The following is a 24915-nucleotide window of genomic DNA, read 5'->3' as shown; positions in this document are numbered from 1 at the left end:
CCTCCCTTTATTTTGTCCTCATAAGTAAATATATGAAATATGGTGCACCAATTACAGAAATAACAAGACCGACCGGTATTTCTGAAGTTGGCAACACACTTCTTGAAATTACATCTGCAAATAAAAGCAAGAACGTTCCTATTAATGCTGCAGTTGGTAACATGATTTGATGTTTACCACCAACAAGGCGTCTCGCTAAATGAGGAGCCATTAAACCGATAAAACCTATTCCGCCTGCCACCGCAACAGATGCACCAGCTAAACAAACTGCAATAAATAATAATTTACGTCTTTCTTTTTCTACGTTTACACCAAGGCCAACAGCTGTAGAGTCGCCTAAATTCATTACATTTAATATGTGTGCTTTACTAATAGCAAGCGGTAAGAAAATAACCATCCATGGAAGTACACTTAATACGAATTTCCAATCTGTACCCCAGAGACTTCCTGCTAACCAAATCGTAGCAAAACGAAAATCGTTAGATGTCATCTTCATAGAGAAAATTAAACTAACAGCACCAAATCCAGCCGCAACAGCAATACCAACAAGTATTAATCGAGTCGATGAAACGCCGTCTTTCCATGCTAATAAGTAAATAATAACTGCCGCTAATATCGCACCAACTAGGGCGAAAAATGGAAGGATAAATACAGATAAAAATGTACCCGTCCCAACTTTTCCAAAGAAAAAGTAGACGAATATAACAACCGTTAATCCCGCTCCAGCGTTAATACCTATAATACCTGGATCAGCAAGTGGATTTCTTGATAGCCCTTGCAGAATTGCACCTGACATGGCTAACGCAGATCCTACTAATATAGCGATAACCATACGCGGCATACGAAATTCAAATAAAATAACTGACTGATCTTCAGCCCCGAGTCCAACCAATGACTTTAATACATCCATTGGTGGTATTTTAAAAGTTCCTGTATTTAAACTAATAAGAAATATAGAAATGATTAATCCTACTAAAACTGTTAAAACAGAAACGTTCTTTTTTGTTAAAATACTCGTCCTCACATTTTTCCTCTCCCTTCGTTACGTGCTAAGTAGAGGAAGAATGGAACCCCAATTAGCGCTGTAATTGCTCCAATTGGTGTTTCAAATGGTGGATTAATAACGCGAGATAACATATCTGCACACTCAATTAACAATCCACCTAAGACTGCAGAACATGGAATAACCCATCTATAGTCTGAGCCTACTAGGAAACGAGTCATATGTGGAATTACAAGACCAACAAACCCAACTGACCCTGCCATAGAAACTGCAGAACCTGTTAACACAAGAACAAGTACTGTTCCGATAAATTTAATTAATGTCGTATTTTGACCAAGTCCAATCGCAATTTCTTCACCGAAGCTCAAAATTGTAATATACCTCGACATCATAATTGCAATAAAGAGACAAACTAGACCAATTGGCACTAACATATTAATACTTTGCCATTTCACTCCAGCAACTCCGCCTGCATTCCACATACTCACCTCTTGGGCAAGATTGAAATACAGCGCAATTCCAGATGAAATTGCCCCTAATAAAGCACTAATTGCTGCACCTGCTAAAGCTAATTTCACAGGTGTTAATCCACCTGGTGAAGAAGACCCAATTCCATATACAATACTTGCGCCAAACGCAGCTCCAATAAAAGATGCGATAACAAACATTAAATAAGGTGAATTAGGGAAGAATGCATACATAATTGCAATCCCGAATACAGCGCCATCTGTAATCCCCATTAACGATGGTGATGCAAGTGGATTTCGCGTCATACCTTGCATAATTGCTCCTGATACCGCTAAAAAGGCACCTGCAACTACGCCCCCTATTGCTCTAGGCATGCGAAGTTCTTGAATTACGTTATGATGCGTAATAGAACCATCAAACTGAAACACAGCTTGCCATACGGTCTTTAAACTAATATCTGCCGCGCCAAACGAAATAGAAACTGCCATGCTTAAAGCTAATAAAATTGTACCCGCTACTAAAATGATAGAAGCGATGAGCGGCCTGCTCTTAATCTCTTTAACACTCTCTTCTTGTTGTTCTATACTCCTTGCGCTCGCTTCCATCCCTCAACCATCCTAACCAAAAACATATATTTAATAAAATGAAATTTATTCTCAAATAGTAATAAAAAAATTAGGTGAATTGGCTTATTCTTGATAATGATTATCAGAATCAGACACTTTCTATTCTACCCACCGCTTCAAAAGGCTGTCAACCATTATTTTGAAATACAAATTCATATAAATTGACAATGTAATGAACAGTTGATGTTCATCTGTCACTGACTATCAGTAATAACCAATTAAGCTTCCGTAGAATAACTCATTCCTCTTATGGGTATAAAAAAAGAAGAGTAATCTGTTCACTCTTCTTTTTCTTACTTATTTAACTTTGCTTCAATTTTTACAATTAATTCATCTTCTGTTGGAGCTGCAACTGGACGATTATTTACAAATGCGAATGATTTTTTACGACCAGGACCACAGTAAGACTGGCATGCAACTTCAATCGTTGCACATGAATCTACTTTTTTTAACTTCGGAATTAACGTTTTAACGTTCGTTGCCTGACAATCATCGCACACACGAAATTCGTTTCCCATTATATAACACTTCCTCTATTTTAAACTTTTCTCAAGTACATTTAAAAATAAACACTAAATGGTATTTTACCGCTCTTTTAAGCTCGTTGCAAGTTTCCTTGCGACGCTCTTTCCTTCATATAAAGCTACATATTTTTATGCTCTCCTACAGAAGCTTCCATCATTCTTGGCAAAATTTATCCCGCTGTTTGCGGGCAGTAAGACTTCCGCCTTAAAATTCGGCGAATGTGAGAGAGTTAGGTAGAAAATCCACTGCCCGTAAAAACCCCTAATAATCAGCGGGAGACGGAAAAAACTTTCACTGATTAAAGTTTCACTTTATTCCTTTCATCGAAATCTACCATATTTTTAAAAGCTTTGTATAAAAGCACATTTTTTTGCCCATTATAAAAATAGGAAGTTCATAAAAAGAAAGGGAGTTGAATCTATGAAAGTAAGACAAGATGCTTGGACAGACGAGGATGATTTATTACTTGCTGAAACGGTACTTCGCCATGTTAGAGAAGGAAGTACGCAATTAAATGCATTTGAGGAGGTAGGAGATCAGTTAAATCGCACATCCGCTGCTTGTGGTTTCCGCTGGAATGCCGTTGTTCGCTATAGTTATGAGCAGGCTCTTCAACTAGCAAAAAAACATCGTAAAGATAAAATGCGTGCTGCGAGCGGTGAACAAGCGAAAAAACGTTTACTTTATACACCACCAGCTTCAGGAGCGATAGCTGATTATGAAGAACTAGTACAAGAGGAAACAACTGTACAGTATAAAGAAGCTAGTCTATATCAAGAGCCTACTATCCCTGCTGTAAAAAGCTCTATCACAATGCAAGATGTTATTTACTTTTTACAAACCGTTGGATCTTCAAATATTAAATTAACCGGTCTTGAAAACGAGAATACGAGATTGAAACAAGAAATTAAATCACAAATCTTGCGAAATGAAGAACTAGAAAAGAAACTAGAAAAATTAGAACAACAATCTCATACTGTACAAGAGGATTACGAAACACTTATGAATATTATGAACCGCGCTCGTAAATTAGCAGTAATGGATGATGAGGAACGTTCACAAACTTCTTTCCGAATGGATCGAAACGGTAATTTAGAAAAAATTGCAGAATAAAAAGGATGCATGCAATGCATCCTTTTTATTATTTCACTTCAAGCACACATGCTTCTTTTACTTTAAAATCTCTCTTTATATATGGGAAAACTCCTTTCATCATTTTTTGCTATAATAGAGATTGTCATTTTAAAGATAAGGGGTTAGTTATATGAGCAATTCCCGTTCAATTTTATCTCAGCCAGAGTGGCGTATTGTAGATCAGTCTAGTTTAGGACCGACATTCCATGCCTTGCAATCATTCGCAATGGATGACACATTATGCACAAGTATTGGGAATGGCGCATCCGCTGCAACAATGCGTTCTTGGGTTCATCACAATACAATCGTTCTCGGCATTCAAGATTCACGCCTACCACACTTAGAAGAAGGTATTTCCTTTTTAAAAGAAAACAACTTCAATGTTATCGTTCGTAATTCCGGTGGACTTGCGGTCGTACTTGATGAAGGTGTGTTAAACGTATCACTTTTATTCCAAGAAACAGAAAAAGGTATCGATATTGATCTGGGATACGATACAATGTGGCATTTAATTAAGGAAATGTTAAAAGATTACGACGTTACAATCGAGGCAAAAGAAATTGTTGGTTCTTATTGTCCTGGTAGCTATGATTTAAGTATTCGCGACCAAAAATTCGCAGGTATTTCTCAGCGCCGTATTCGCGGTGGGGTTGCTGTACAAATTTACTTATGTGCTACAGGAAGCGGATCGGAACGCGCTGCGCTTGTTCGCGACTTTTACAATGTAGCAATTCAAGGAGAAGAAACACGCTTCACGTATCCTGAAATTGTACCGAGTACAATGGCCTCACTCTCAGAATTACTTGGTGAAACAATTACAGTACAAGATTTAATGATGCGTCTTTTAAAAACATTACAGCAATTCGCTCCAAAGTTAACACCATCTCAATTAACAGTAGATGAAGTTCCTTTATATGAGACGAGTTTACAGCGTATTATTGATCGTAATAATAAAGCACTTGGCTTAGAAAAATAAAAACGACCACCCTAAGGGTGGTCGTTTTTCATAGCAATTCATTATAGAATTAAAGTGCTTGAGCTGCTGTAATTAAAGCTAACTTGTACACTTCTTCTTCGTTACATCCACGAGATAGATCATTTACAGGCATGTTTAAACCTTGTAAGATCGGTCCTACTGCTTCGAAGTTACCTAAGCGTTGAGCGATTTTGTAGCCAATATTACCAGCTTCTAAGCTTGGGAATACGAATACGTTAGCATCACCTTTAATTGTAGAACCTGGAGCTTTTTTCTCAGCTACAGATGGTACGAATGCAGCATCGAATTGGAATTCTCCATCTAAAGTTAATTCTGGAGCCATTTCTTTTGCAATGCGAGTTGCTTCTACAACTTTTTCTGTTTCTGGAGATTTTGCAGAACCTTTTGTAGAGAAGCTTAACATAGCAACTCGTGGGTCAATGCCAAATAGTTCAGCAGTTTTCGCACTTTCAATACCAATTTCAGCTAAATCTTGACTGTTTGGTGCAATGTTAATTGCGCAATCAGCGAATACATATTTCTCTTCTTCGCGTACCATGATGAATACGCCAGAAGTTTTTGTAACGCCTGGTTTTGTTTTAATAATTTGAAGTGCTGGACGAACTGTATCAGCTGTAGAGTGAGCTGCACCACTTACTAAACCATGTGCTTTGCCCATGTATACAAGCATTGTACCGAAGTAGTTTTCGTCTTTAAGGATTTTACGAGCGTCTTCTTCAGTTGCTTTACCTTTACGGCGTTCAACGAAAGATGCTACCATTGCATCCATTTCTTCGTATGTAGCTGGGTCATAAATATCAACGCCTGCTAATGTTAAATTCATGCTAGCAGCTTTTGCGCTAATTTCTTCTTTATTACCAACTAAAATTGGTTTTACTAACTCTTCTTTTGCTAAACGCTCTGCAGCGCCTAAAATTCTTTCATCAGTTCCTTCAGGAAGTACGATAGAAATGCCTTTTCCTTGAACTTTTTCTTTTACTGTTGTAAATAAGTTGCTCACGAATAAACCCTCCTACATATGTTAAAAAAACTCTATCTTTAAGAATACTGCTTTTCCTCTATATTTTAAACTTATAGCTCCCAAAAAATAGATAAAATGAAAATGATTATATTTTCATAAAATTCAGCCTAAAAATATGTCCTACTTAAGCCTTATTTTCTCCCGTTTTCTAATAAATATAAATGTGACAATTTTATGTGCCGAAACTTTATATAGATGATTTTAAAACTATATATGCTATAGTTAACGTGTAAAACTATCATTAACTGAGGTGAATAGAATGAGTGAAGCAACAACAACGTTAGATGGCTGGTATTGTCTACATGATTTACGTTCTATTGATTGGGCTGCATGGAAAACATTATCTAGCGACGAACGCGGACAAGCTGTGTCTGAATTTTTAAATGTCGTTGAAAAATGGAACGAAGTAGCTACTGCAAAAAAAGGTAGTCACGCAATGTATACAGTTGTTGGTCAAAAAGCTGATATTATGCTTATGATTTTACGTCCAACAATGGAAGAATTAAATGAAATTGAAACAGAATTAAATAAAACAACATTAGCTGAATATATGGTTCCTGCATATTCTTACGTATCTGTTGTTGAACTAAGCAACTATCTTCCAGCTGATGAAGATCCATACCAAAACCCACAAATCTTAGCTCGCTTATATCCAGACCTACCAAAGGCAAATCACATTTGCTTCTATCCAATGGACAAGCGTCGCCAAGGTGATGACAACTGGTACATGCTTCCTATGGAAGAACGTAAAAAAATGATGTACAGTCATAGTAAAATTGGGCGCCAGTACGCAGGTAAAGTACGCCAAGTTATTTCAGGATCAGTCGGATTCGACGATTTCGAGTGGGGCGTAACATTATTCGCTGATGATGTTCTTCAATTTAAGAAACTTATATATGAAATGCGCTTCGATGAAGTAAGTGCTCGTTATGGTGAATTCGGAACATTTTTCGTTGGAAACATTTTACCGAACGAAAAAATAGAGAAATTTTTACACATATAAAGTGAAACTTTAATCAGCCCTCATCAATCGGGCTGCCTGGCCAATAGCTGGATAAATAGTAAAAAAGGAACGAAATTCGTTCCTTTTTTTATTTCCCTCTATATTTCTCCTCAAAAAACTCCTTTTCTCCGCAAATTTGAACAAAAATCGACAAATTCTTTTCAAATTTCTTGTAAAATTGTAACCTTTTTATATATAAAATTATGCTAAAATGATACGAGCTATATGCTAAATAACGATGCGAAGGTGATAATCTATATGAAGAAAATCTTGTCTATTTTACTATTGCTCGTATTGTCAATTTCTTCCTTAGAAGTAACAACATCCCATGCGGAAGAAAAAATACATATTGAGGCAGCCGCTGCACTTCTATTTGATGCAGATACAGGAAAAATACTGCATGAGCAAAATCCAGATGAATTACTAGCTATCGCTAGTATGTCAAAATTAATTGTTGTTTATGCTGTTTTAGAGGCAATTAAAGAAGGGAAAATTACTTGGGATACAAAAGTAAATATTTCTGATTATGCTTATGAAGTCTCTCGTAATAACGAATTCTCTAACGTACCGTTTGAAAAAGGACGTCAATATACTGTAAAAGAATTATATCATTCTATCGTTATCTTCTCTGCGAATGGATCTAGTATTGCTTTAGCAGAACTTCTTGCAGGAAGCGAAAAAAACTTCTTAAATCTTGCAAATGACCATGCAAAAAAACTAGGGTTAAAGAAATATAAATTTGTAAACGCTACTGGGTTAAATAACGCTGATTTAAAAGGGAAACATCCTGAAGGAACTGATCCGAATGGAGAAAACTCCATGTCAGCTCGCGATATGGGTATTCTTTCAAAAACAATTATTACAAAGTATCCAGAAATGCTAGAGGATACAAAACAAAGATTTAGAAACTTCCCGGATAATCATCCGAAGCCAATTCGTATGGAAAACTGGAACTGGATGCTACCAGGTGCTGCTTTCGCTTATGAAGGGTCAGATGGTTTGAAAACAGGAAGTTCTGATACGGCTGGATATGGATTCACTATTACAGCAAAACGTGGTGATTTACGTCTTATTTCCGTTATTATTAAGACAAAATCAATGGACGAGCGTTTCACAGAATCTCGTGCATTAATTGAATATGGATTTAATAGCTTCGAAAAACAAAAGCTGAAAATTGATAAAAATAATACAATCTCTGTAGTAAAAGGGAAAGCAGATCAAGTAACTGTTGCACCTGAAAAAGAAATAACAGTAATTGCGAAAAAGGGTGACAAATCACCTTACAAAATTTCTACTGAAGCAGATAAGTCACTCGCTGAAGATGGACATTTAATTGCTCCTATTAAGAAAGGTACAAAGGTGGGTTCCATCGTTTTAGAATCAACTGATAAATATGGTTTCTTAGATGGAAATAAGAGCATGAAGGTTGCTGCAAAAACGACAGAAGAAGTAGAAAAAGCAAATTGGTTCGTATTAACAATGCGTTCCGTTGGTGATTTCTTCTCAAACTTATGGTCCAAAATATTTTAATGATAAAAAGCTAGCACACGCTAGCTTTTTTATTTTCCTCTCTCAATGTAAAACTTCGTTTGGTTGTCATATCTGAGTCCTTTTCCTCATACGTATGAACTAGTAATTGTTCCACACTTCATCTAGAGATAAAGTGAAACTTTAATCAGTGGGGGTTTTGTTCATCCCCCACTGATTATTAGCCTTCACCAATCGGGCGTTTAGGGGCAGTTTGATCTCCGACCCACCTTCTTTGCTCCAGCCAAATTTTAAGGTGGGAGTCTTACTGCCCATTAAAGCGGGATAAACCTCTTTCCAAAAGGTATTCCACAAAGAGAGGTGACACATAATGGGTGTTATTGCTTATAACGAAGAAGATGTAAAGTTATTAGCTAGACTGATGCGTGCTGAAGCCGAAGGAGAAGGGCAACAAGGAATGCTAATGGTCGGAAACGTTGGGGTAAATCGTGTCCGTGGAAATTGTTTAGATTTTAAAAAGATACGTAATTTACGTCAAATGGTTTATCAAAATCCTGGTGGTTTTGAGGCAACTCAAAAAGGATATTTTTATCAGCGAGCGAGGGAGCAAGATATCGCATTAGCAAGACGGACCATTCAAGGACAACGTTTTTGGCCCGCTAACTTTGCCTTATGGTTTTTTAGGCCTGAAGGTCCTTGTCCGCCAACTTGGTATGACCAACAAAATTCTGGTCGCTTTAAAAAGCACTGCTTCTTCCAGCCATCTGCCGGAGACTGTCCAAGCGTATATTAGGCAATGAAAATGAGGAGGGATTTTTGAATGGCACAGCAACAAAACCCGTACTATGGAACAGGTTTTTATCAACCATCAGGCACTTACGTACAACCACAACAAATGACCGCGCAGCAACAGCAACAACAGCAAGCAATGCAACAACAAGCTGCTCAGGCTCAACTTGCAGTTTCTCAAGGGATGTTACCGCTCGAGCAATCATACATTGAAAACATTCTTCGCTTAAATAAAGGAAAGCAAGCTACAGTTGTAATGACTTATGAGCGTGGTAGCTCGCTCGGTACACAATCTTATACAGGGATTATCGAAGCGGCCGGACGTGATCATATCGTTATTAGTGAACCACAATCAGGGAAACGTTTTTTACTATTAATGATCTACTTAGATTATGTAGAATTCCCAGAAGAGATTACGTATTTACCTAGTCAACAAGCAACTTATGCTCCGAGACCATAAAAAAAAGCTGGCAAATGCCAGCTTTTGTTTTTTTATAACCCTTTTACTACTGCAGTTCCTACTAAAATCCACGCCACAATAAACGCTACACCACCAAGAGGTGTAATTGGACCAAAGAACTTAATACCTGTCGTACTTAGTGCGTAAAGACTACCTGAGAACATAATAATCCCAGCTACCATAAGCCAACCAGCAGTAGTTAAAAGTGATGATTGAATCTTATCCATCAATAGAGCAACTACGAATAGTCCACCTGCATGAAACATTTGATATGTAACGCCTGTTTTCCAAACTTCTAACATTTTCGCAGAAATTTTATTTTCTAAACCATGTGCCCCAAAGGCTCCTAACGCAACAGATAGCCCCGCTGCAATACAACCTAGTAAAAAGAAAATTTTCATCTTAATTCCCCTTTTTTACTTTTATCATAAGCAATTTTTTCATATAAGCCAAACGATTTAATCCTTAAAAATCAAATAAAGAATTACCATTTGCACCTTCTTCTTTTATATACACAGGTTCTCCAGAAACCGGTATAACTGGTTGGACTGGTTGAACTGTTGTTATAGGCTGCGATCCAATTACTTGCGATTGAATTTGCGGCTCTCTATACGTAGAAGATTCAACCTGTTCATCTAATAGTAAATCGCATAAAGCACGCACAACTAATAAATGATCTTTTGATTTTTGTCCTTCACTACTTTTTGCCTTTGCAATTTCATTCGCCATTTTATTTAAAATCTTATCGCTCGATATTTGCATTCCTTATCACCTCGTACTTTGTAGTTCTTTCTCAAATTGCCCCAGCTTCTCTACTGAACCAAATACTATTATCATATCATGTTCTTGCAATTTTTCCTGCCCCGTCGGATTATGTATAATATCTCCACTTCTCAAAATCGCTAAAATTGTTACATCAAATTGATTTCTCACATCACTCTCTAGTAACGATTTATTGACTAAGATAGAATCGTTTCCGACTGAAATTTCTTCAATTACAAATGATTGCTCTATTCCATACAGTACTGTATCAATATAATGAACTGTTAGCGGATTCGCAATACCTTTTGCAATATGAATTCCTGCCATACTAGATGGATTAATAACCTTATTTGCACCAGCACGCCTTAATTTTTCTTCGGTTTCTTGCTTTTCCGCTCTTGCTACAATTTTAATTGCATCGTTTAATCCTCTTGCCGTTAATGTAATAAATACATTTTCAGCATCATTTGCAACAATAGCAACTAAACCAGCCGCTTTTGAAATCCCAGCATGATGTAAAACTTGATCCTCCGTCGCATCTCCATGTATATACAAAAGCTTTTCCTTCTCTAATATGCTTTCATCTTTATCGACAACAACAAATGGAATTTTCTTTTCTTGCAATTCATGTACAACTTGAAGCCCCACTCTACCGCAACCACATACTATAATGTGATTTTGTAACTGTGCTATTTGTTTATCCATCTTCTTCCTCCGCACTGCATGAAATAAATTCCCTTCAATAATTATAGCTGCCACTACTCCAATTGCATATGTAACAATACCAACACCAACAGGAATAATAAGGAGCGCAAATACTTTCCCTGCTTGCGTTACAGGAACGGCATCTCCGTATCCAACAGTCAATACAGTAATCATCGTCATCCAAAATGCTTGAAACAAACTAATCTCTTCAATTGTCATAAATCCTAGTGTTCCTAAAATTACAACAAAGGTCATACATACAACAGCTATCCATAATTGCTTACGTGCATTCATATCGTGTTTCAACTCTTTTCTCTATCTACAATCTTTGCCAGTGGAAATAAAATACGTATATACTAGATACGGAATCTATGAAAGAGGTTGATATAATGAAGACATTTCTTTCCGCCTTACAATGGGCACTATTTATTTTAGCGGGAAGCCTTATTGTACCAATTAGTGTCGCAACTAGTTATGGTCTTGATGGCGCTGAAGCTATCGCATTCGTACAAAGAACATTATTTGTTCTAGGCTTTGCTGGTCTCTTGCAAGCTATATTTGGGCATAAACTTCCTATTCAAGAAGGTCCTGCTGGCCTTTGGTGGGGAATTTTCTCCCTTTACGCAAGTTTAGGTGTCATATTATTTGGATCAAGCAATGAGACACTTAAAGTTCTTCAATATGCTTTTTTATTAAGCGGTATTATTTGCATTATTCTTAGCGTTTTTGGACTCATTGATAAACTAGTTCGCTACTTTACACCGACAGTTATTGGAACATATTTATTTCTTCTTGTCACGCAACTCAGTGGCTCCTTCTTAAAAGGAATGTTTGGTCTTGATGGACAACATACAGAAGTACAACCAAAAGTATTTATTCTTTCACTCATTGTTATTTTACTATCCTTTTTCATTATGAAGCTACCTATTATTGGACAATATTCCGTTCTCTTCAGTATTGTCTGCGGCTGGATTTTATTTGCATGCTTCGGATTATCTAATCCTGTAACACCTGTAACAGATATAATTCGTCTTCCATCTCTATTCGTTTTCGGAATGCCTCGCGTTGAATGGAACATGGCAATCACAGTCATTTTCGTTACACTATTACTTCTAACAAATATGTTAGCAAGTATTCGTGTTGTACAAAAGGTTGTTTCTAAGTACGAAACAGATGCAGCTCCAGATCGATTTAAACAAGCTGGCATTATAACGGGAATAAATCAATTGCTAGGCGGTCTATTTTCAGCTATTGGACCTGTTGCCATTTCTGGATCAGCAGGATTTATTGCAACGACTAATATTTATAAACGCCTTCCATTTATATTAGGATCAAGCTTTATTATTGCCGTTAGTATATTCCCAAAAATCACTTCATTCTTTGCAGCAATCCCAGTTGCAGTTGGTTATGCCGCTATTTATCCTGTATTCGCAAGCATGATTGGCCTCGCCTTTCGAGAATACGAAACTGTCCAGGATAAAGAACGATTATTTAAAGTAGCCGGTCTTTCCATCTTTACAGGAGTCGGGGTTATGTTTGTTCCAGCAGGAGCATATTCCACACTTCCACCATTTCTAGCATCTTTTTTAAGTAACGGTCTCGTTCTTGGATCTGTAATGGCAATCTTGCTAGAAATACTATTTTCTCGTTCCACGGCAAAACAAATATCTTAAATTGGAAAACTTCCATTATTGCACTCTACCTTTAGAGTTGTTACGATAAAATTAAACTTTAATCATTGGGGTTTTATTCATCCCCAATGATTATTAACCAATATTATGAGCAACACACTCATAATAATTTATCTACTTCTTTTCAAAGAGGTTTGATGTCTTACTATTATTCCTCAACATCTTCATGAACATGTATTTTGATTTCAATTAAAGAAAGGAATTTTCTATATGACTTATAAAATGATTGTTTTAGATTTAGATGATACTTTATTACGTGATGACCATACTATTTCACCTCGTACGAAAGAAGCTTTAATGACTGCACAGGAGCGCGGCGTTAAAGTTGTACTTGCTTCTGGGCGCCCAACGTTTGGTATGCGCAATGTTGCAAAAGAACTTCGATTAGAAGAATACGGTAGCTTCATTCTATCCTTTAACGGAGCAAAAATTATTAACTGTAAAACAAATGAAGAAATCTTTAGTAGCACACTATCTCCTGAAATCGTTCACAACCTATTTGAAATTAGTAAAACTGAAGATGTATGGATCCATACTTACATTGGCGATGATATCGTAACAGAAGAAAATAATCCGTATACTGAAATTGAGGGCGACATTACTGGTATGCCAATCGTTGTAGTAGATGATTTTAAAGCCGCTGTAACAGAGCCTGTAGTAAAAGTATTAATGAACAAAGAAGCTGAACGCCTTGTTGAAGTAGAAAAGAAACTACAAAAACAACTAGAAGGCCAATTAAGCGTGATGCGTTCAAAACCATTCTTCTTAGAATTTACTGAATATGGTGTTACAAAAGGAACAAGCCTAAACCAACTCATCCAAAAACTTGGTATTAAACGCGAAGAAGTTATCGCAATGGGCGATAGCTATAACGACCAAGCGATGATTGAATTCGCAGGTCTTGGCGTTGCAATGGGTAATGCACCAGATGATATTAAAGAAATTGCAAACTATGTAACAGATACAAATATGAACGATGGCGTTGCAAAAGTTGTAGAGAAATTCGTTTTAAAAACAGAAGTACTTGTTTAATATTTTCATTCATAAAACCTATTTGAAGTCAAACACTTCAAATAGGTTTTTATTTAAATTCTCGTGCTTTTGTGACTATATTTTGAACTTTGCACTATTCTCGTAGTGTAAACTTTCTTTTTGTATATAATGAAACAAAATAGACTATTTTATTTTGAAAAAGAATACAAATTTACTATAAACAAGCATACGTTAAAGGAGGCTACTTTACATGTTATCTACACCAATCGGACGATTAAGAGCAATTGGACTAGTTGAGGGGATTTCTTTCCTATTACTATTATTTGTAGCAATGCCATTGAAATACTTCGCAGGATTTGCAACAGCTGTTAAAATTACAGGCATGGCTCATGGTGTTCTATTTATTCTATTCATCTTTGCAGTCATTCAAGTAACAATCGTACACCGTAAATCAATTTTATGGGCACTTGGGGCATTCGTTTCATCAGTTATCCCATTTGGTACTTTTGTACTAGATGCAAAATTAAAGAACGAGCAACAATGATAATAAAAAGGTAGTTAACGACTGTTAACTACCTTTTCTATTTACCCCGATTGGTGAGGGCTGATAATCAGTAGGGGGTGAACAAAACCCCCACTGATTAAAGTTTCACTTTACAAATTTGGAATTTCCCAATCAATTTCTCTCTCATCCATATTAGCTAAAATCGTATTTACTTTAGAGTACGGCTTACTTCCAAAGAAACCACGTCTTGCTGACAATGGGCTTGGATGTACAGATTCGATAATATGATGATTTGGATTCGTAATTAACTTCTTCTTCGCCTGTGCATGGCGTCCCCACAATATGAAAATAATTGGTTTTTCACGTTCATTTAATAGCTCAATTACACGATCAGTGAAATGCTCCCATCCTTTTCCTTTATGAGAATTTGCTTCACCTTGCCGAACTGTTAATACAGTATTTAATAATAAAACTCCTTGCTCTGCCCACTTTACTAAATAACCGTTATTTGGAATGCCATACCCATATTCATCTCGAAGTTCTTTATACATATTTAACAACGACGGTGGCGTTTTAATACCGGGTTGCACAGAAAAGCTTAAACCATGCGCTTGATCCGGTCCATGGTATGGATCTTGTCCTAAAATAACGACCTTTGTATTTTCATAACTTGTATACTCTAGAGCGTTAAAAATATCTTCTATCTTTGGATAAACAACATGTGTACTGTATTCTTCTTTCAAAAAATTAGTCAATTCGCGATAATATTCTTTCTCAAATTCTGGTGCCAATAACGGCCCCCAATCATTTTTTAAAACATTTTCCATACTGTCACTTCCTGTCTAATTAATTCAACATATCCTGTTTTGTAAATACTATGAACGAAATAATAAGGGAAACAACTGCCCAAACAGTTAAATTCATCAAAGAAAATCCCATCGATAAACCTTGTAATGCAGGTAATTTTCCTGATAAATAATCCGTTAATGATAGGTTCACACTAAAAATATATTTTGCGCCTTCCCAAGACGTTGCAAATGAACTTAAAATACCACCTGCAATTAATGCAGCTAACATAACACCCATACCAGCTGGTGTATTGCGAATTAAAACAGAAACCATAAACGATATAGTTCCGACAACGATAGCAACAAACCAAGCTAATCCGTACGCCATTAAAATATATTGCCACTGCGGAATAAGATGTACAAAATTCGTATTTAACGTTTCCTTATCAATGACAAATCCAGTTAAAACAGGTAAATTCCATCCCGAGTACCCAAATACAAGCCCTGATAATATGTAAGCAAACAAACCTACAAGAAGCAGTATGAGCGAAATGAAAAATAACATCGTCACGTATTTACTAAGTAGTATTTTCCAGCGCCGAATCGGCCGCGTAAGTAACATCTTCATCGTCCCATCACTTCGTTCTCCTGAAACGATATCAATAGCGACAATCATCACGAGAAGCGGAATAAACAATGTAATCCCTTGTTCAATAAATGCTCTGACAAAAGTCGGTGCGCCCGGCGCCATCGGGTTAATATCATGATCTAAATAATATTGTTGTTGCTCAACTCTTACTTTTAACCAATCACGCCATTCTTCTGGCAACCTAGAATTGTTCAACCGGTTCTGAGAATCAACAATTTGCTGTTGCAATGAAACTTTCCAATCCGTTGTACCGAGTCTTTTTTGTGTCGTTTCTATTTCACGATACTGCGCATACACAAAAAGCGGGATCAATATTGCTAAAATAAGCATGACAACAAAAATACGTTTCTTACGGTAAATCTTTTCTGATTCATTTAAAACTAGATTCGCAAATTCACGCATGCTGCTCACCCCTTGTGAGTTCAATAAATAAATCTTCTAGCGTAAATACAAGCTCCTTAACGCTATGCACATCTATCTCATTTTCTACAAAGTGTTTATTCCAACTACTTATAGATGCAATATCCATGCGGCATAGTAATCGCTCGCCTTCTACACTCACTTCTCTTACTTCCTCGGCCGCTTCTAGCATATCTTTCGCCTTAGAAATTGGTGTAACAATCCATTCTACACGATCACTTGCTGTTTTAATTAACTCTTCAACCTTGGCAACTGTTATCATTTTTCCTTTATGAATAATTGCGACACGATCACATATCATTTGTACTTCACTTAGCAAGTGACTTGAAATAAACACGCTCATATTTTCTTCTTTCACAAGCGTATGTATAAATTCTCTAAGTTCTCTAATCCCGGCTGGATCTAAACCATTCGTTGGCTCATCTAATATGAGCAACTTCGGATTCCCAAGGAGCGCCTGCGCAATTCCAAGGCGCTGTTTCATACCGAGTGAGTACGTTTTTACCTTGTCATGAATTCTTTCATCCAAATGAACCATTTGAGCAATTTCAATAATACGTTCATCTGATATATCACCTAACATACGAGCAAATTGCTTTAAATTTTCCCATCCTGTTAAATATGTATACAGTTCTGGGTTTTCAACGATACTCCCAATTTGACGCATCGCTTCTCTGAAATTTTCCTTAATTGAATAACCACCGATAGAAATCGTACCTTCTGTCGCCTTAATCAATCCGACTAACATTCGAATGGTAGTCGTCTTTCCAGCACCATTCGGTCCTAGGAACCCGAACACTTCTCCTTGCTTTACATCAAAGGAAATATTCTCTACAAGAGTCTTCTTTCCAATTACCTTCTTCAAGTCTCGCACGGAAAGTATCGTCGTCATTTTACCCCTCCTTGTTCTAGTTTTAACTTACTCACAACATTTTGAACTAATCGTTCTGCCATATATGTGTACCCTACTTCATTCGGGTGAAAATGATCAGAGTATAATAAATCTTTTCCACGGTTTTGGAATAAATCAAATGTCGGTGTAATATATACATTTTTATCATTTAACGCTAACTTCTCTAAAGAAGCGTTCCAATCCACAACAATGTTTGAAGACCCTTTTAAATCTTCTACATCTTCAAAAGGATTATATAAACCTAGCCAAAAAATAGGGCTATCTGTATTTAACTTACGAATTTGTTCTATAATTTTCTTAGCTTCATTTTGGAACGTTTCCGTATCAGGACGGTATGTTTCTAAATCTATCTTTCCAAGCGATTCCCAGCCTGGAAATAAATCATTTCCGCCAATTGTTAAAACGATCACATCTGCTTGCTTAATTGAATATTGAGCACCGCTGCTTTCAATTTGTTTTAATAAATCGGGCATTTTCGCACCACTCACTGCCAAGTTAGTTAGTGCAACCTTTTGCTTATAATCTTTTTGTAAATCTTCTTTCATTCGTCCAATATAGCCAATGCCTTCTTTATCACCGACGCCGCGCGTTAACGAATCACCTAAACTAACGACTTGCAATGTTCCCGTTTTCTTTTTCTCTTTTGCTACTACATCCGTTTTCTTAATTAAACTTGAAGCTTTCGGATTTAATACATCATTTACACCTGAAACAAAGCCATATGCAAATAAACAAAAAGATGCAATTGTAATGAGTAGGATTACTTTTACTACTTTTGATCTCATGTCAAAACCCCTTTTAGCCCTCTTAGATTGTCCATAATTATACCAAACGAAATTTTGAAAAGCGATTTTCACACCTTCCCTATCACGTCGTTTCTCTATTTACTAACTTTGGTAATAACTCTATATGTTTCACATCTAATTTCTCTGCATTAATCTTTTCATATAATAATTCAAACGCTTTTATCCCGACATTTTTACTAGGATGGGAAATTGTTGTTATACCTAATATATCTGCTACCTCTTGATCGTCACATCCGATAATCGTCATATCTTCTGGAATTCGAATTCCTTGTTTTTTTGCTTCTGTTACCATTCCCGCTGCAATATGATTACAAGATACAAGAAACGCCGTCGGTTTTACAGGCATACGAGCCCATTCTCTGATTACGTTACGTCCATCTTCCACCGTAAAACACTCTTCAAATTTCCAAGTCTCTAACGGTGTTACGGTACTCTGTTGAAGCGAATCTGCATACGCCTTTTTTCGTCTTTGGCTATTAATGCTATTACTTCTTCCAATGCAATATCCAATACGTGTATGACCGACATCTATTAAGCTTTTCATCCCATGCGAAAATACTTTGTAGTAATCAATATGCACACTTGAAATGCACTTCGAATCTATTTCTTCACACATAACAATCGGGCCGAATTTCGTATATTCTTCAAGTTTCTCCTTACTATTGGCACGGGAACATATAATAACCCCATCAAGCTTTTTCATTTTTAACATATGTAAAATTTCTAGTTCTCTTTCTTCGCTGTAATTTGTCTGGCAAAGCATCATATTATAATTATTCTTTGCCGTTTCTTTTGATATCCCCTCAATAATAGCACTATAATATTGATCATTTACGTGTGGCAATAAAACGCCAATTACATTCGTTTTTCCTTTCACTAAATGAATCGCGTTCACATTTTGCGTATAATTCAATTCCTCTATAATCGCTAAAATTTCTTTTCGTTTCTGTTCATTCACGTATGGATGATTATTTAGTACACGTGAAACGGTTGAAACCGATACTTCGGCAAGTTCAGCAATCTTTCTTATATTCGTCATCTCATTTTCCCCTTCCCCTCAAAAATTCTCACTTGACCTGGTAAGCTTTCCACAATATATCCTTTCCTAGCAAATACATTTAGAAAGGATATGCAACTATGCTTCGATTCAAGTTAGAATATATATTTTTTATTGGCGGTTTACTCATTCTCGCCATCGGTATTAATATGATGACGACAATTACTTCCTTTGGACTTAGCCCTTACGATTCCTTCTTTATTGCACTATATCAGAATTTCGGGATAAGTATTGGTTTTTGGATTTTCATGATTAACTTTGCTTTTACACTTATCGTACTCTTTTGGAATAAAAAACAAATTACAATTGGCACAATTGTAACGATGATTCTTATTTCTCTTTTTGTTGACTGGATTGGTTCCATTACAATTATTATGGACGCTATCCGCTCTCTTCCAAAATATATAACACTTATTTGTGGAAATCTATTTGTCGGAGCTGGCATTGGCCTTTATGTCTCAACAAACCTTTGCGCAGCACCTCAAGAAGCTTTCGTTTTAACAGTTGCTGAGAAGAGAAAATGGACGTTTAGAAAAACAGAGATTTCATTGGCTTTTCTATTTTTAACATTAAGCTTCTTATTAGATGGACCCATCTATTTTGGAACAATTATCTTATCCTTTACAACAGGTTGGATCATTCAAGCATTTATTCAAATTGGTACGCAGATTTTAAATAAAAAAGAGCCTATTAAGCAAGCTGCTTAATAGGCTCTTTCTGTTTTATGGTAAGAGATACTACTTAGCATCCCCTTCAATTCGATAGTTCGCTTTCAAACAATCTATTTCTTCATACCCTTGCAACGTATGTAGAATATAATCATAATCAGCAAGAGACGCACGATGCGTTACAATCACAATTTCAGCCTTTCCTTTCTCTTCAAGCGGCATTTGAATAATTTTCTCAAAGCTAACACCACGCTCAGAGAACAATGATGTAATTTTTGCAAATACACCAATTTCGTCTTTTACATGAAGTCTTAAAAACTTTTTCACGACAATTTCGTCTGGCTCCTTTAATACCTTTTGATATTGCGGGACTACAGCACTATTTCCTGTTACCCCTAGTCTAATATTTTGCATCACAGCAACCAAATCCGAAACAACCGCTGTTGCTGTCGGTAAGCTTCCTGCTCCCGGCCCATAAAACATCGTTTCTCCTACCGCTTCACCGTACACATACACAGCATTATATTCATTTTGCACCGCCGCAAGAGGATGTGTATTGGGAAGTAAAGTCGGTTCAACTGTAACCTCTAATTTTTCGCCATCTCTCTTTGCAAGACCAATTAATTTAATTGTATAACCTAAGCTCTTACTATATTCAATATCTTCTTCTGTAATAGAAGTAATTCCTTTTACTTTCACATCTCCAAGCTCTACGTTTGTAGAGAAACCGAGAGTAGCTAAAATCGTCATTTTTCTTGCCGCGTCTAAACCTTCTACATCTGATGTTGGATCTGCTTCTGCAAATCCAAGTTGTTGGGCTTCTTTTAACACGTCGTTATATGCTCTCCCTTCATCTGACATTTTCGTCAAAATAAAATTTGTCGTTCCATTTACAATTCCCATTACTTTCGTAATAAGATCTGAAGAAAGTCCTTCTACGATGCTTCGCAAAATCGGGATTCCTCCAGCTACACTTGCTTCATAAAACAAATCAGCCTTATTATCCTTTGCTACCGCTAATAGTTCCGCTCCGTGTAACGCCATTAAATCTTTATTTGCAGTCACAACGTGCTTCCCACTTTGTAAAGCTTGTAAAATATATGCCTTTGCATCATCAATGCCACCCATCACTTCGATGACAACATCAATATTTGGATTATCTAAAATTTCATTTGCATTTTGTGTTAATAGAGTAGAAGGTACCTCTACCTCTCTCTCTTTCTCAATGTTTTGCACCAATACTTTCGTTACCTTCACTGGACAACCTACTTGGTGTATAAGTCGCTCTTGATGATCTGTAATAATACGAACTACACCGCTACCAACTGTCCCAAGACCTAATAGACCAACCTGAATTTCTTTCATAATACTGTCCACCCCTCAAAAATTGTGTTTAGATGAAATTATATGAGTAAAAAGTCTGAAAAACAATGTATTTTGAAGATTCGGAAAAATAAAGAGTAATCCTTACAAAGAAAACGTTGCCACGTGTTACACAATCTTTTTTTACAATACATAAGGGGTTTCTTGATACACGTAATAATTCAACCAATTAGAGAATAATAAATTCCCATGACTCCTCCACCTAACAAGCGGCTTTTCATCTGGATTATTATGTTTAAAATAATTTTTTGGCACGTCAATATTTAACCCTTTGTCACGATCTCGTTCATATTCTTGTTTTAACGTCTCACAACTATATTCACTATGTCCGAGGGCGAAAACTTGCCTTCCTTCTTGCCCAATAACAAGATGAACACCAGCTTCTTCAGAGTTTGCTAACAACGTTAATTCTTTCACCCCTCTAATATCACTCTCTCGTACTTCTGTATGACGGGAATGCGGGGCAAAAAACAACTCATCAAACCCCTGTAACAGTTTCACATGTTGCTCACAGACTTCATGTTCAAATACGCCGAACATTTTTTCCTTAAGGGGATACTTCGGAACGCCGTAATGATGATACAAACCAGCCTGTGCCCCCCAGCAAATATGAAGCGTGGATGTTACATTCGTTTTTGAATACTCCATAATACGTTTAAGCTCTTCCCAATAATCTACTTCTTCAAAAGAAAGAGTTTCAACTGGTGCTCCTGTAATAATGAGCCCATCAAATTTTTCATTTTCAATATCACGAAACGTTTTATAAAAGCTTGTTAAATGGTCCTGCGCTACATTACGAGACAGATGTGATTCCATATGAAGCAAATGAACATCTAATTGCAACGGTGTATTTCCAATTAATCGAAGTAATTGTGCCTCTGTGTCTTGCTTCGTTGGCATTAAATTTAATATAGCAATTTTCAATGCCCGAATATCTTGTGTTTCTGCTCGTTCCTTCGTCATTACAAAAATATTTTCTTTTTGCAATACTTTACGAGCTGGTAAGTCTTTATCAATTATGATCGGCATGTTGTTTGCCTCCGACTAATGCCGCTTCTAAATCTGCAATAATATCAGAAACATCTTCTATACCAACCGATAAACGAATTAAATCAGATGTAACACCAGCTAAACGCTGATCTTCAGCACTTAATTGTCTATGCGTCGTACTAGCAGGATGTATAACACAAGTTCTTGCATCAGCTACATGCGTTACGAGAGTCGCTAGTTTTACATTTGCGATAAATTCTTTTGCTGCTTCTAATCCACCTTTAATACCGAAAGTTAAAACTCCACTAGCACCTTTTTTCAAATACTTTTGTGCTAACGAGTAATTTTCATTACTATCTAACCCCGGATAACTCACCCATTCAATACGTTCATGGTTAGCAAGCCACTTGGCAACTGCGAGAGCATTTTCGCTATGACGCTCCATTCGTAAATGCAGTGTTTCTAAGCCAATATTGCTAATATACGCATTGAATGGGCTCATACAATTTCCATAGTCTCTTAACAGCTGAACACGTGCTTTCACAATATAAGCTGCTGCCCCAAAGTTTTGAACATAGCTTACGCCGTGATAACTTGGATCTGGTTCAACAAGCTCAGGATATTTCCCTTTTGTCCAATCAAAATTTCCTCCGTCAATTACAATGCCACCTAAAGAGCTTGCATGCCCATCAATATATTTCGTCGTAGAATGAACAATAATATTTGCTCCATGTTCGAACGCTTGGCATAAATAAGGAGTCGCTAATGTGTTATCAACGATAAAAGGTACTTCCAGCTCCTTGGCTGCATCTGAAAATTCTTTGAAATTTAAAACGTTCATTGCTGGATTTCCTAACGATTCTGCATAGATGAGTTTCGTCTTATCATTAGCAAGTGCCACAATTTCATCTGCTGATAAATTTGGATTAAAGAACGTAACATCAATGCCAAGCTTACGTAAACTTACTCCAAATAAATTAAACGTCCCCCCGTAAACTGTTGAAGAACAAAGAAGATGATCTCCACTACTACAAATATTTAAAACTGCTAGCATAATGGCTGCCTGCCCAGAAGCTGTTGCAACCGCTCCTACACCGCCTTCTAAATCTGATAACTTCTGCTCGAATGCAGCTAGAGTAGGATTGCCAATACGCGTATATATATATCCTTCTGCCTCTAAATTAAATAGTGCTGCTAAATCATCCGACGTATCGTACTTATACGTTGTACTTTGATAAAGCGGCAAAACACGTGGTTCACCATTCTTTGGTGTATAGCCACCTTGCACACAAATCGTTCCTTTTCCCCATGATTCTCCCATCTCTCATTCTCCTTTCTTTTATACAAAATAAAAAACTGCCCCTTTCCTGAAAATAAGAAAGGAGCAGTTTGAAAACACGCTCTAAAGGCTCTTTCTTATCTCTCAGGATTATCACCTGCAGGATTTGGCACAATTCCGTTATACGGCTGTTGCCAAGGTTTCATCGGGCCTGTCCCTCCACCTTTTCTTGATAAGACTATGCAATTACCGTTGATTTTATAGCAATAATTTCCTAATGTCAATCGATTTTTCCGAATGTTCTAAAATAAATGTTAACAGTTTTATAGAAAGCAACAAAAGAAATATATTCCATTCTATTTCAAAAAAGACCTTTAAAAAACTCAAATCAATCTATAAAATTAAATAAGTAACTTAAACTATAAATTCAAAAAATCGCCCTACATGTTGAATAAGCAATCCTCTCAAAAAGATACTATACATATTCAATCCATTTCACACTAACATCTGCAACCTTTTCCTACTAAAACTTGCATAACGGAGGTATAACATGACAAATACAAAAGACATGCATTATATAATCGTCTTATATGGCATTCTTCTAGGATCCATAGTAGGCGCTACAGTCTGGCTATTTTTAGTTACGATAAATATCGGAATCCATTTTATTTGGGGTTATTTACCTAGCGTTTTCTCTTCCCCCCCTTATTACACCCTTTGCGTAACCACAATCGGCGGGATTCTTGTTGGTTTATCACAAAAATACTTTGGTACATATCCACGTCTTATGCCAGAGGTTATGGATGAATATAAAAACACAGGTAGGATTGAATACCGTTTTGTCCATCAAGCTACTTTAACTGCGATTATTGTCTTAATATTTGGGGCTAGTCTCGGTCCAGAAGCCGCACTTGTTGGAATTATTGGCGGACTTTGCACATGGGTTGGTGATCGCTTTAAATTTGCTTTAAAGGGAATGAATGAACTAACAGAGGTTGGAATTGGTGCTACTTTAAGTGTCATTTTTAATGCACCATTATTCGGTTACTTGGCCCCAAATGAAAATGAGAGTGAGCAAATTAACGAATTTTCTAAAGGAAAAAAAGCAATTGTATACTTAACTACTACTTTTGCAGGTTTTTCTGTTTATTTACTACTGAGTAAACTCGATAATCGAGGATCCTTTATTGTTGATTTTGGAGAAGGTTCACTTTCTTTCAATGAATGGATCGCATTTCTCCCGCTTGCTAGTATTGGTGCTATAATTGGTTTCTTTTATTTCAAATTAGAATTCATATTAGAGAAGTTAATTCATCCTTTTACAAAGTACAAAATTACACTTGGAATTATCGGTGGTATTTTATTAGGAATTGTAGGCACTTTTCTTCCGTACACATTATTTTCAGGGGAACATCAATTAAAAGAATTAGTTGTTGAATGGGGGCATTTATCCTTTTGGATACTACTTCTTTCAGGAGTTTTAAAGCTATGCATTACTGCCGTTTGTTTAAATACGGGGTGGCGGGGTGGACATATTTTCCCAATTATATTTTCAGGGTCAAGTATTGGATACGCTATAGCTTCTATTCTTCCTATAGATCCAGTAGCATCTGTGGCCATCGTAACGACAGCGATTTCGAGCTATGCGTTACGAAAGCCAATAGCTATAACTTTGCTATTACTTATGTTTTTCCCGCTTAATTTACTATTACCAATGCTCGGGGCAGCAGCGATTGGTAATGCATTTCCGCTTCCTAAACGGAACGAAACTACAAATTAATAAAAGTAGGCA

26 protein-coding genes and 1 riboswitch are annotated in these 24915 nt (G+C 36.6%); of the genes, 11 read left to right on the top strand and 15 right to left on the bottom strand.

The window, feature by feature from the left end; translation table 11 throughout:
• Nucleotides 1-7 precede the first annotated feature (7 nt).
• The 3 genes from JDS98_RS11940 to JDS98_RS11930 all read right to left on the bottom strand — a co-directional run bounded on the left by JDS98_RS11940 (nt 8) and on the right by JDS98_RS11930 (nt 2615).
• On the bottom strand, nt 8-1024 hold the full coding sequence (locus JDS98_RS11940; RefSeq protein WP_087950815.1) for a FecCD family ABC transporter permease: 1017 nt from the start codon (nt 1022-1024) through the stop codon (nt 8-10).
• Nucleotides 1021-2076 (bottom strand): FecCD family ABC transporter permease, encoded by a 1056-nt coding sequence (locus tag JDS98_RS11935; protein WP_000388286.1) that lies wholly within the window; start codon nt 2074-2076, stop codon nt 1021-1023. The genes JDS98_RS11940 and JDS98_RS11935 overlap by 4 nt, the downstream gene beginning before the upstream one ends.
• 314 nt (nt 2077-2390) lie before the next feature.
• Entirely contained in the window at nt 2391-2615 is a 225-nt protein-coding gene (locus JDS98_RS11930; protein WP_000526075.1) for a YuzB family protein, read from the bottom strand.
• 427 nt (nt 2616-3042) lie between these two features.
• On the opposite strand from JDS98_RS11930, the gene JDS98_RS11925 reads away from it, so the two are divergent.
• Both JDS98_RS11925 and lipL read left to right on the top strand, forming a co-directional pair.
• Nucleotides 3043-3735, top strand: coding sequence for an RsfA family transcriptional regulator (locus tag JDS98_RS11925; protein ID WP_097958185.1), 693 nt, complete (start codon nt 3043-3045; stop codon nt 3733-3735).
• A 151-nt stretch (nt 3736-3886) separates the two neighbouring features.
• Complete coding sequence (lipL, locus tag JDS98_RS11920) at nt 3887-4732, top strand: octanoyl-[GcvH]:protein N-octanoyltransferase (protein WP_097958183.1); 846 nt, start codon at nt 3887-3889, stop codon at nt 4730-4732.
• A gap of 49 nt (nt 4733-4781) precedes the next feature.
• Here lipL and pta read toward each other — a convergent pair whose 3' ends face one another.
• A complete protein-coding gene (pta, locus tag JDS98_RS11915) occupies nt 4782-5753 on the bottom strand; it encodes a phosphate acetyltransferase (protein WP_000067215.1) in 972 nt (323 codons plus the stop codon).
• A 280-nt stretch (nt 5754-6033) separates the two neighbouring features.
• Here pta and hemQ point away from each other — a divergent pair, with 280 nt between their 5' ends.
• The 4 genes from hemQ (at nt 6034) to gerQ (ending at nt 9514) form a co-directional block, all read left to right on the top strand.
• Nucleotides 6034-6777: a hydrogen peroxide-dependent heme synthase gene (gene hemQ / locus JDS98_RS11910; RefSeq protein ID WP_097958182.1), complete on the top strand. Its 744-nt coding sequence runs from the start codon at nt 6034-6036 to the stop codon at nt 6775-6777.
• Nucleotides 6778-7035: 258 nt separating this feature from the next.
• Nucleotides 7036-8307 (top strand): serine hydrolase, encoded by a 1272-nt coding sequence (locus tag JDS98_RS11905; protein ID WP_199633904.1) that lies wholly within the window; start codon nt 7036-7038, stop codon nt 8305-8307.
• 328 nt (nt 8308-8635) lie between these two features.
• Nucleotides 8636-9058, top strand: coding sequence for a cell wall hydrolase CwlJ (cwlJ, locus tag JDS98_RS11900; RefSeq protein WP_000538157.1), 423 nt, complete (start codon nt 8636-8638; stop codon nt 9056-9058).
• A gap of 27 nt (nt 9059-9085) precedes the next feature.
• Nucleotides 9086-9514, top strand: a complete 429-nt coding sequence (gene gerQ / locus JDS98_RS11895) for a spore coat protein GerQ (RefSeq protein WP_000068641.1) — start codon at nt 9086-9088, stop codon at nt 9512-9514.
• Between the two features lie 32 nt (nt 9515-9546).
• Here gerQ and JDS98_RS11890 read toward each other — a convergent pair whose 3' ends face one another.
• The 3 genes from JDS98_RS11890 to JDS98_RS11880 all read right to left on the bottom strand — a co-directional run bounded on the left by JDS98_RS11890 (nt 9547) and on the right by JDS98_RS11880 (nt 11275).
• A complete protein-coding gene (locus tag JDS98_RS11890) occupies nt 9547-9915 on the bottom strand; it encodes a DUF423 domain-containing protein (protein ID WP_000688311.1) in 369 nt (122 codons plus the stop codon).
• Between the two features lie 64 nt (nt 9916-9979).
• Nucleotides 9980-10276 (bottom strand): YwdI family protein, encoded by a 297-nt coding sequence (locus tag JDS98_RS11885; protein WP_001167340.1) that lies wholly within the window; start codon nt 10274-10276, stop codon nt 9980-9982.
• Nucleotides 10277-10282: 6 nt separating this feature from the next.
• Nucleotides 10283-11275 carry a potassium channel family protein gene (locus JDS98_RS11880; protein WP_000994012.1) on the bottom strand — a complete coding sequence of 331 codons (993 nt, stop codon included), beginning with the start codon at nt 11273-11275 and terminating at the stop codon, nt 10283-10285.
• Nucleotides 11276-11370: 95 nt separating this feature from the next.
• Here JDS98_RS11880 and JDS98_RS11875 point away from each other — a divergent pair, with 95 nt between their 5' ends.
• From JDS98_RS11875 to JDS98_RS11865, 3 genes are all read left to right on the top strand, one after another.
• Nucleotides 11371-12654 (top strand): purine/pyrimidine permease, encoded by a 1284-nt coding sequence (locus tag JDS98_RS11875; protein ID WP_000847019.1) that lies wholly within the window; start codon nt 11371-11373, stop codon nt 12652-12654.
• Between the two features lie 228 nt (nt 12655-12882).
• Entirely contained in the window at nt 12883-13704 is an 822-nt protein-coding gene (locus JDS98_RS11870) for a Cof-type HAD-IIB family hydrolase (protein WP_000221403.1), read from the top strand.
• 211 nt (nt 13705-13915) lie between these two features.
• A complete protein-coding gene (locus JDS98_RS11865; protein ID WP_000953396.1) occupies nt 13916-14209 on the top strand; it encodes a DUF3817 domain-containing protein in 294 nt (97 codons plus the stop codon).
• Nucleotides 14210-14319: 110 nt separating this feature from the next.
• Here the strand turns inward: JDS98_RS11865 and JDS98_RS11860 are convergent, their stop codons facing one another.
• Genes JDS98_RS11860 through JDS98_RS11840 form a run of 5 tightly spaced genes read right to left on the bottom strand, consistent with a single transcriptional unit; the run spans nt 14320 to nt 18785 of the window.
• A complete protein-coding gene (locus tag JDS98_RS11860) occupies nt 14320-14997 on the bottom strand; it encodes a uracil-DNA glycosylase (RefSeq protein WP_097958179.1) in 678 nt (225 codons plus the stop codon).
• Between the two features lie 19 nt (nt 14998-15016).
• Nucleotides 15017-16009 (bottom strand): ABC transporter permease subunit, encoded by a 993-nt coding sequence (locus JDS98_RS11855; RefSeq protein WP_087968790.1) that lies wholly within the window; start codon nt 16007-16009, stop codon nt 15017-15019.
• A complete protein-coding gene (locus JDS98_RS11850; protein ID WP_000207726.1) occupies nt 16002-16919 on the bottom strand; it encodes an ABC transporter ATP-binding protein in 918 nt (305 codons plus the stop codon). Before JDS98_RS11850 ends, JDS98_RS11855 begins: the two co-directional genes overlap by 8 nt.
• The gene (locus JDS98_RS11845) at nt 16916-17797 is read right to left on the bottom strand and encodes an SGNH/GDSL hydrolase family protein (protein ID WP_002092964.1); all 882 of its coding nucleotides are present in this window, start codon (nt 17795-17797) and stop codon (nt 16916-16918) included. The genes JDS98_RS11850 and JDS98_RS11845 overlap by 4 nt, the downstream gene beginning before the upstream one ends.
• A gap of 10 nt (nt 17798-17807) precedes the next feature.
• Nucleotides 17808-18785, bottom strand: coding sequence for a LacI family DNA-binding transcriptional regulator (locus JDS98_RS11840; protein ID WP_199633903.1), 978 nt, complete (start codon nt 18783-18785; stop codon nt 17808-17810).
• Nucleotides 18786-18883: 98 nt separating this feature from the next.
• Here JDS98_RS11840 and JDS98_RS11835 point away from each other — a divergent pair, with 98 nt between their 5' ends.
• Nucleotides 18884-19510, top strand: coding sequence for a YczE/YyaS/YitT family protein (locus JDS98_RS11835; RefSeq protein ID WP_000943407.1), 627 nt, complete (start codon nt 18884-18886; stop codon nt 19508-19510).
• A gap of 30 nt (nt 19511-19540) precedes the next feature.
• On the opposite strand, the gene JDS98_RS11830 is transcribed toward JDS98_RS11835, so the two are convergent.
• From JDS98_RS11830 to JDS98_RS11820, 3 genes are all read right to left on the bottom strand, one after another.
• A complete protein-coding gene (locus tag JDS98_RS11830) occupies nt 19541-20836 on the bottom strand; it encodes a homoserine dehydrogenase (protein WP_000659112.1) in 1296 nt (431 codons plus the stop codon).
• Between the two features lie 141 nt (nt 20837-20977).
• Complete coding sequence (gene metA / locus JDS98_RS11825) at nt 20978-21883, bottom strand: homoserine O-acetyltransferase MetA (protein ID WP_001121528.1); 906 nt, start codon at nt 21881-21883, stop codon at nt 20978-20980.
• Nucleotides 21867-23165: a bifunctional O-acetylhomoserine aminocarboxypropyltransferase/cysteine synthase gene (locus tag JDS98_RS11820; RefSeq protein WP_097958174.1), complete on the bottom strand. Its 1299-nt coding sequence runs from the start codon at nt 23163-23165 to the stop codon at nt 21867-21869. The genes metA and JDS98_RS11820 overlap by 17 nt, the downstream gene beginning before the upstream one ends.
• 92 nt (nt 23166-23257) lie before the next feature.
• A riboswitch (SAM riboswitch) is annotated at nt 23258-23362 on the bottom strand.
• Nucleotides 23363-23673: 311 nt separating this feature from the next.
• Between JDS98_RS11820 and JDS98_RS11815 the strand changes: the two genes are divergently transcribed.
• Nucleotides 23674-24903 carry a chloride channel protein gene (locus JDS98_RS11815; protein WP_098911318.1) on the top strand — a complete coding sequence of 410 codons (1230 nt, stop codon included), beginning with the start codon at nt 23674-23676 and terminating at the stop codon, nt 24901-24903.
• Nucleotides 24904-24915 lie beyond the last annotated feature (12 nt).

The sequence above is a fragment of the Bacillus cereus group sp. N11 genome, from assembly GCF_016483605.1.
In the GTDB taxonomy this organism is placed as follows: Bacteria; Bacillota; Bacilli; order Bacillales; family Bacillaceae_G; genus Bacillus_A; species Bacillus_A toyonensis.
This window is presented reverse-complemented; position numbering and strand designations above follow the sequence as displayed.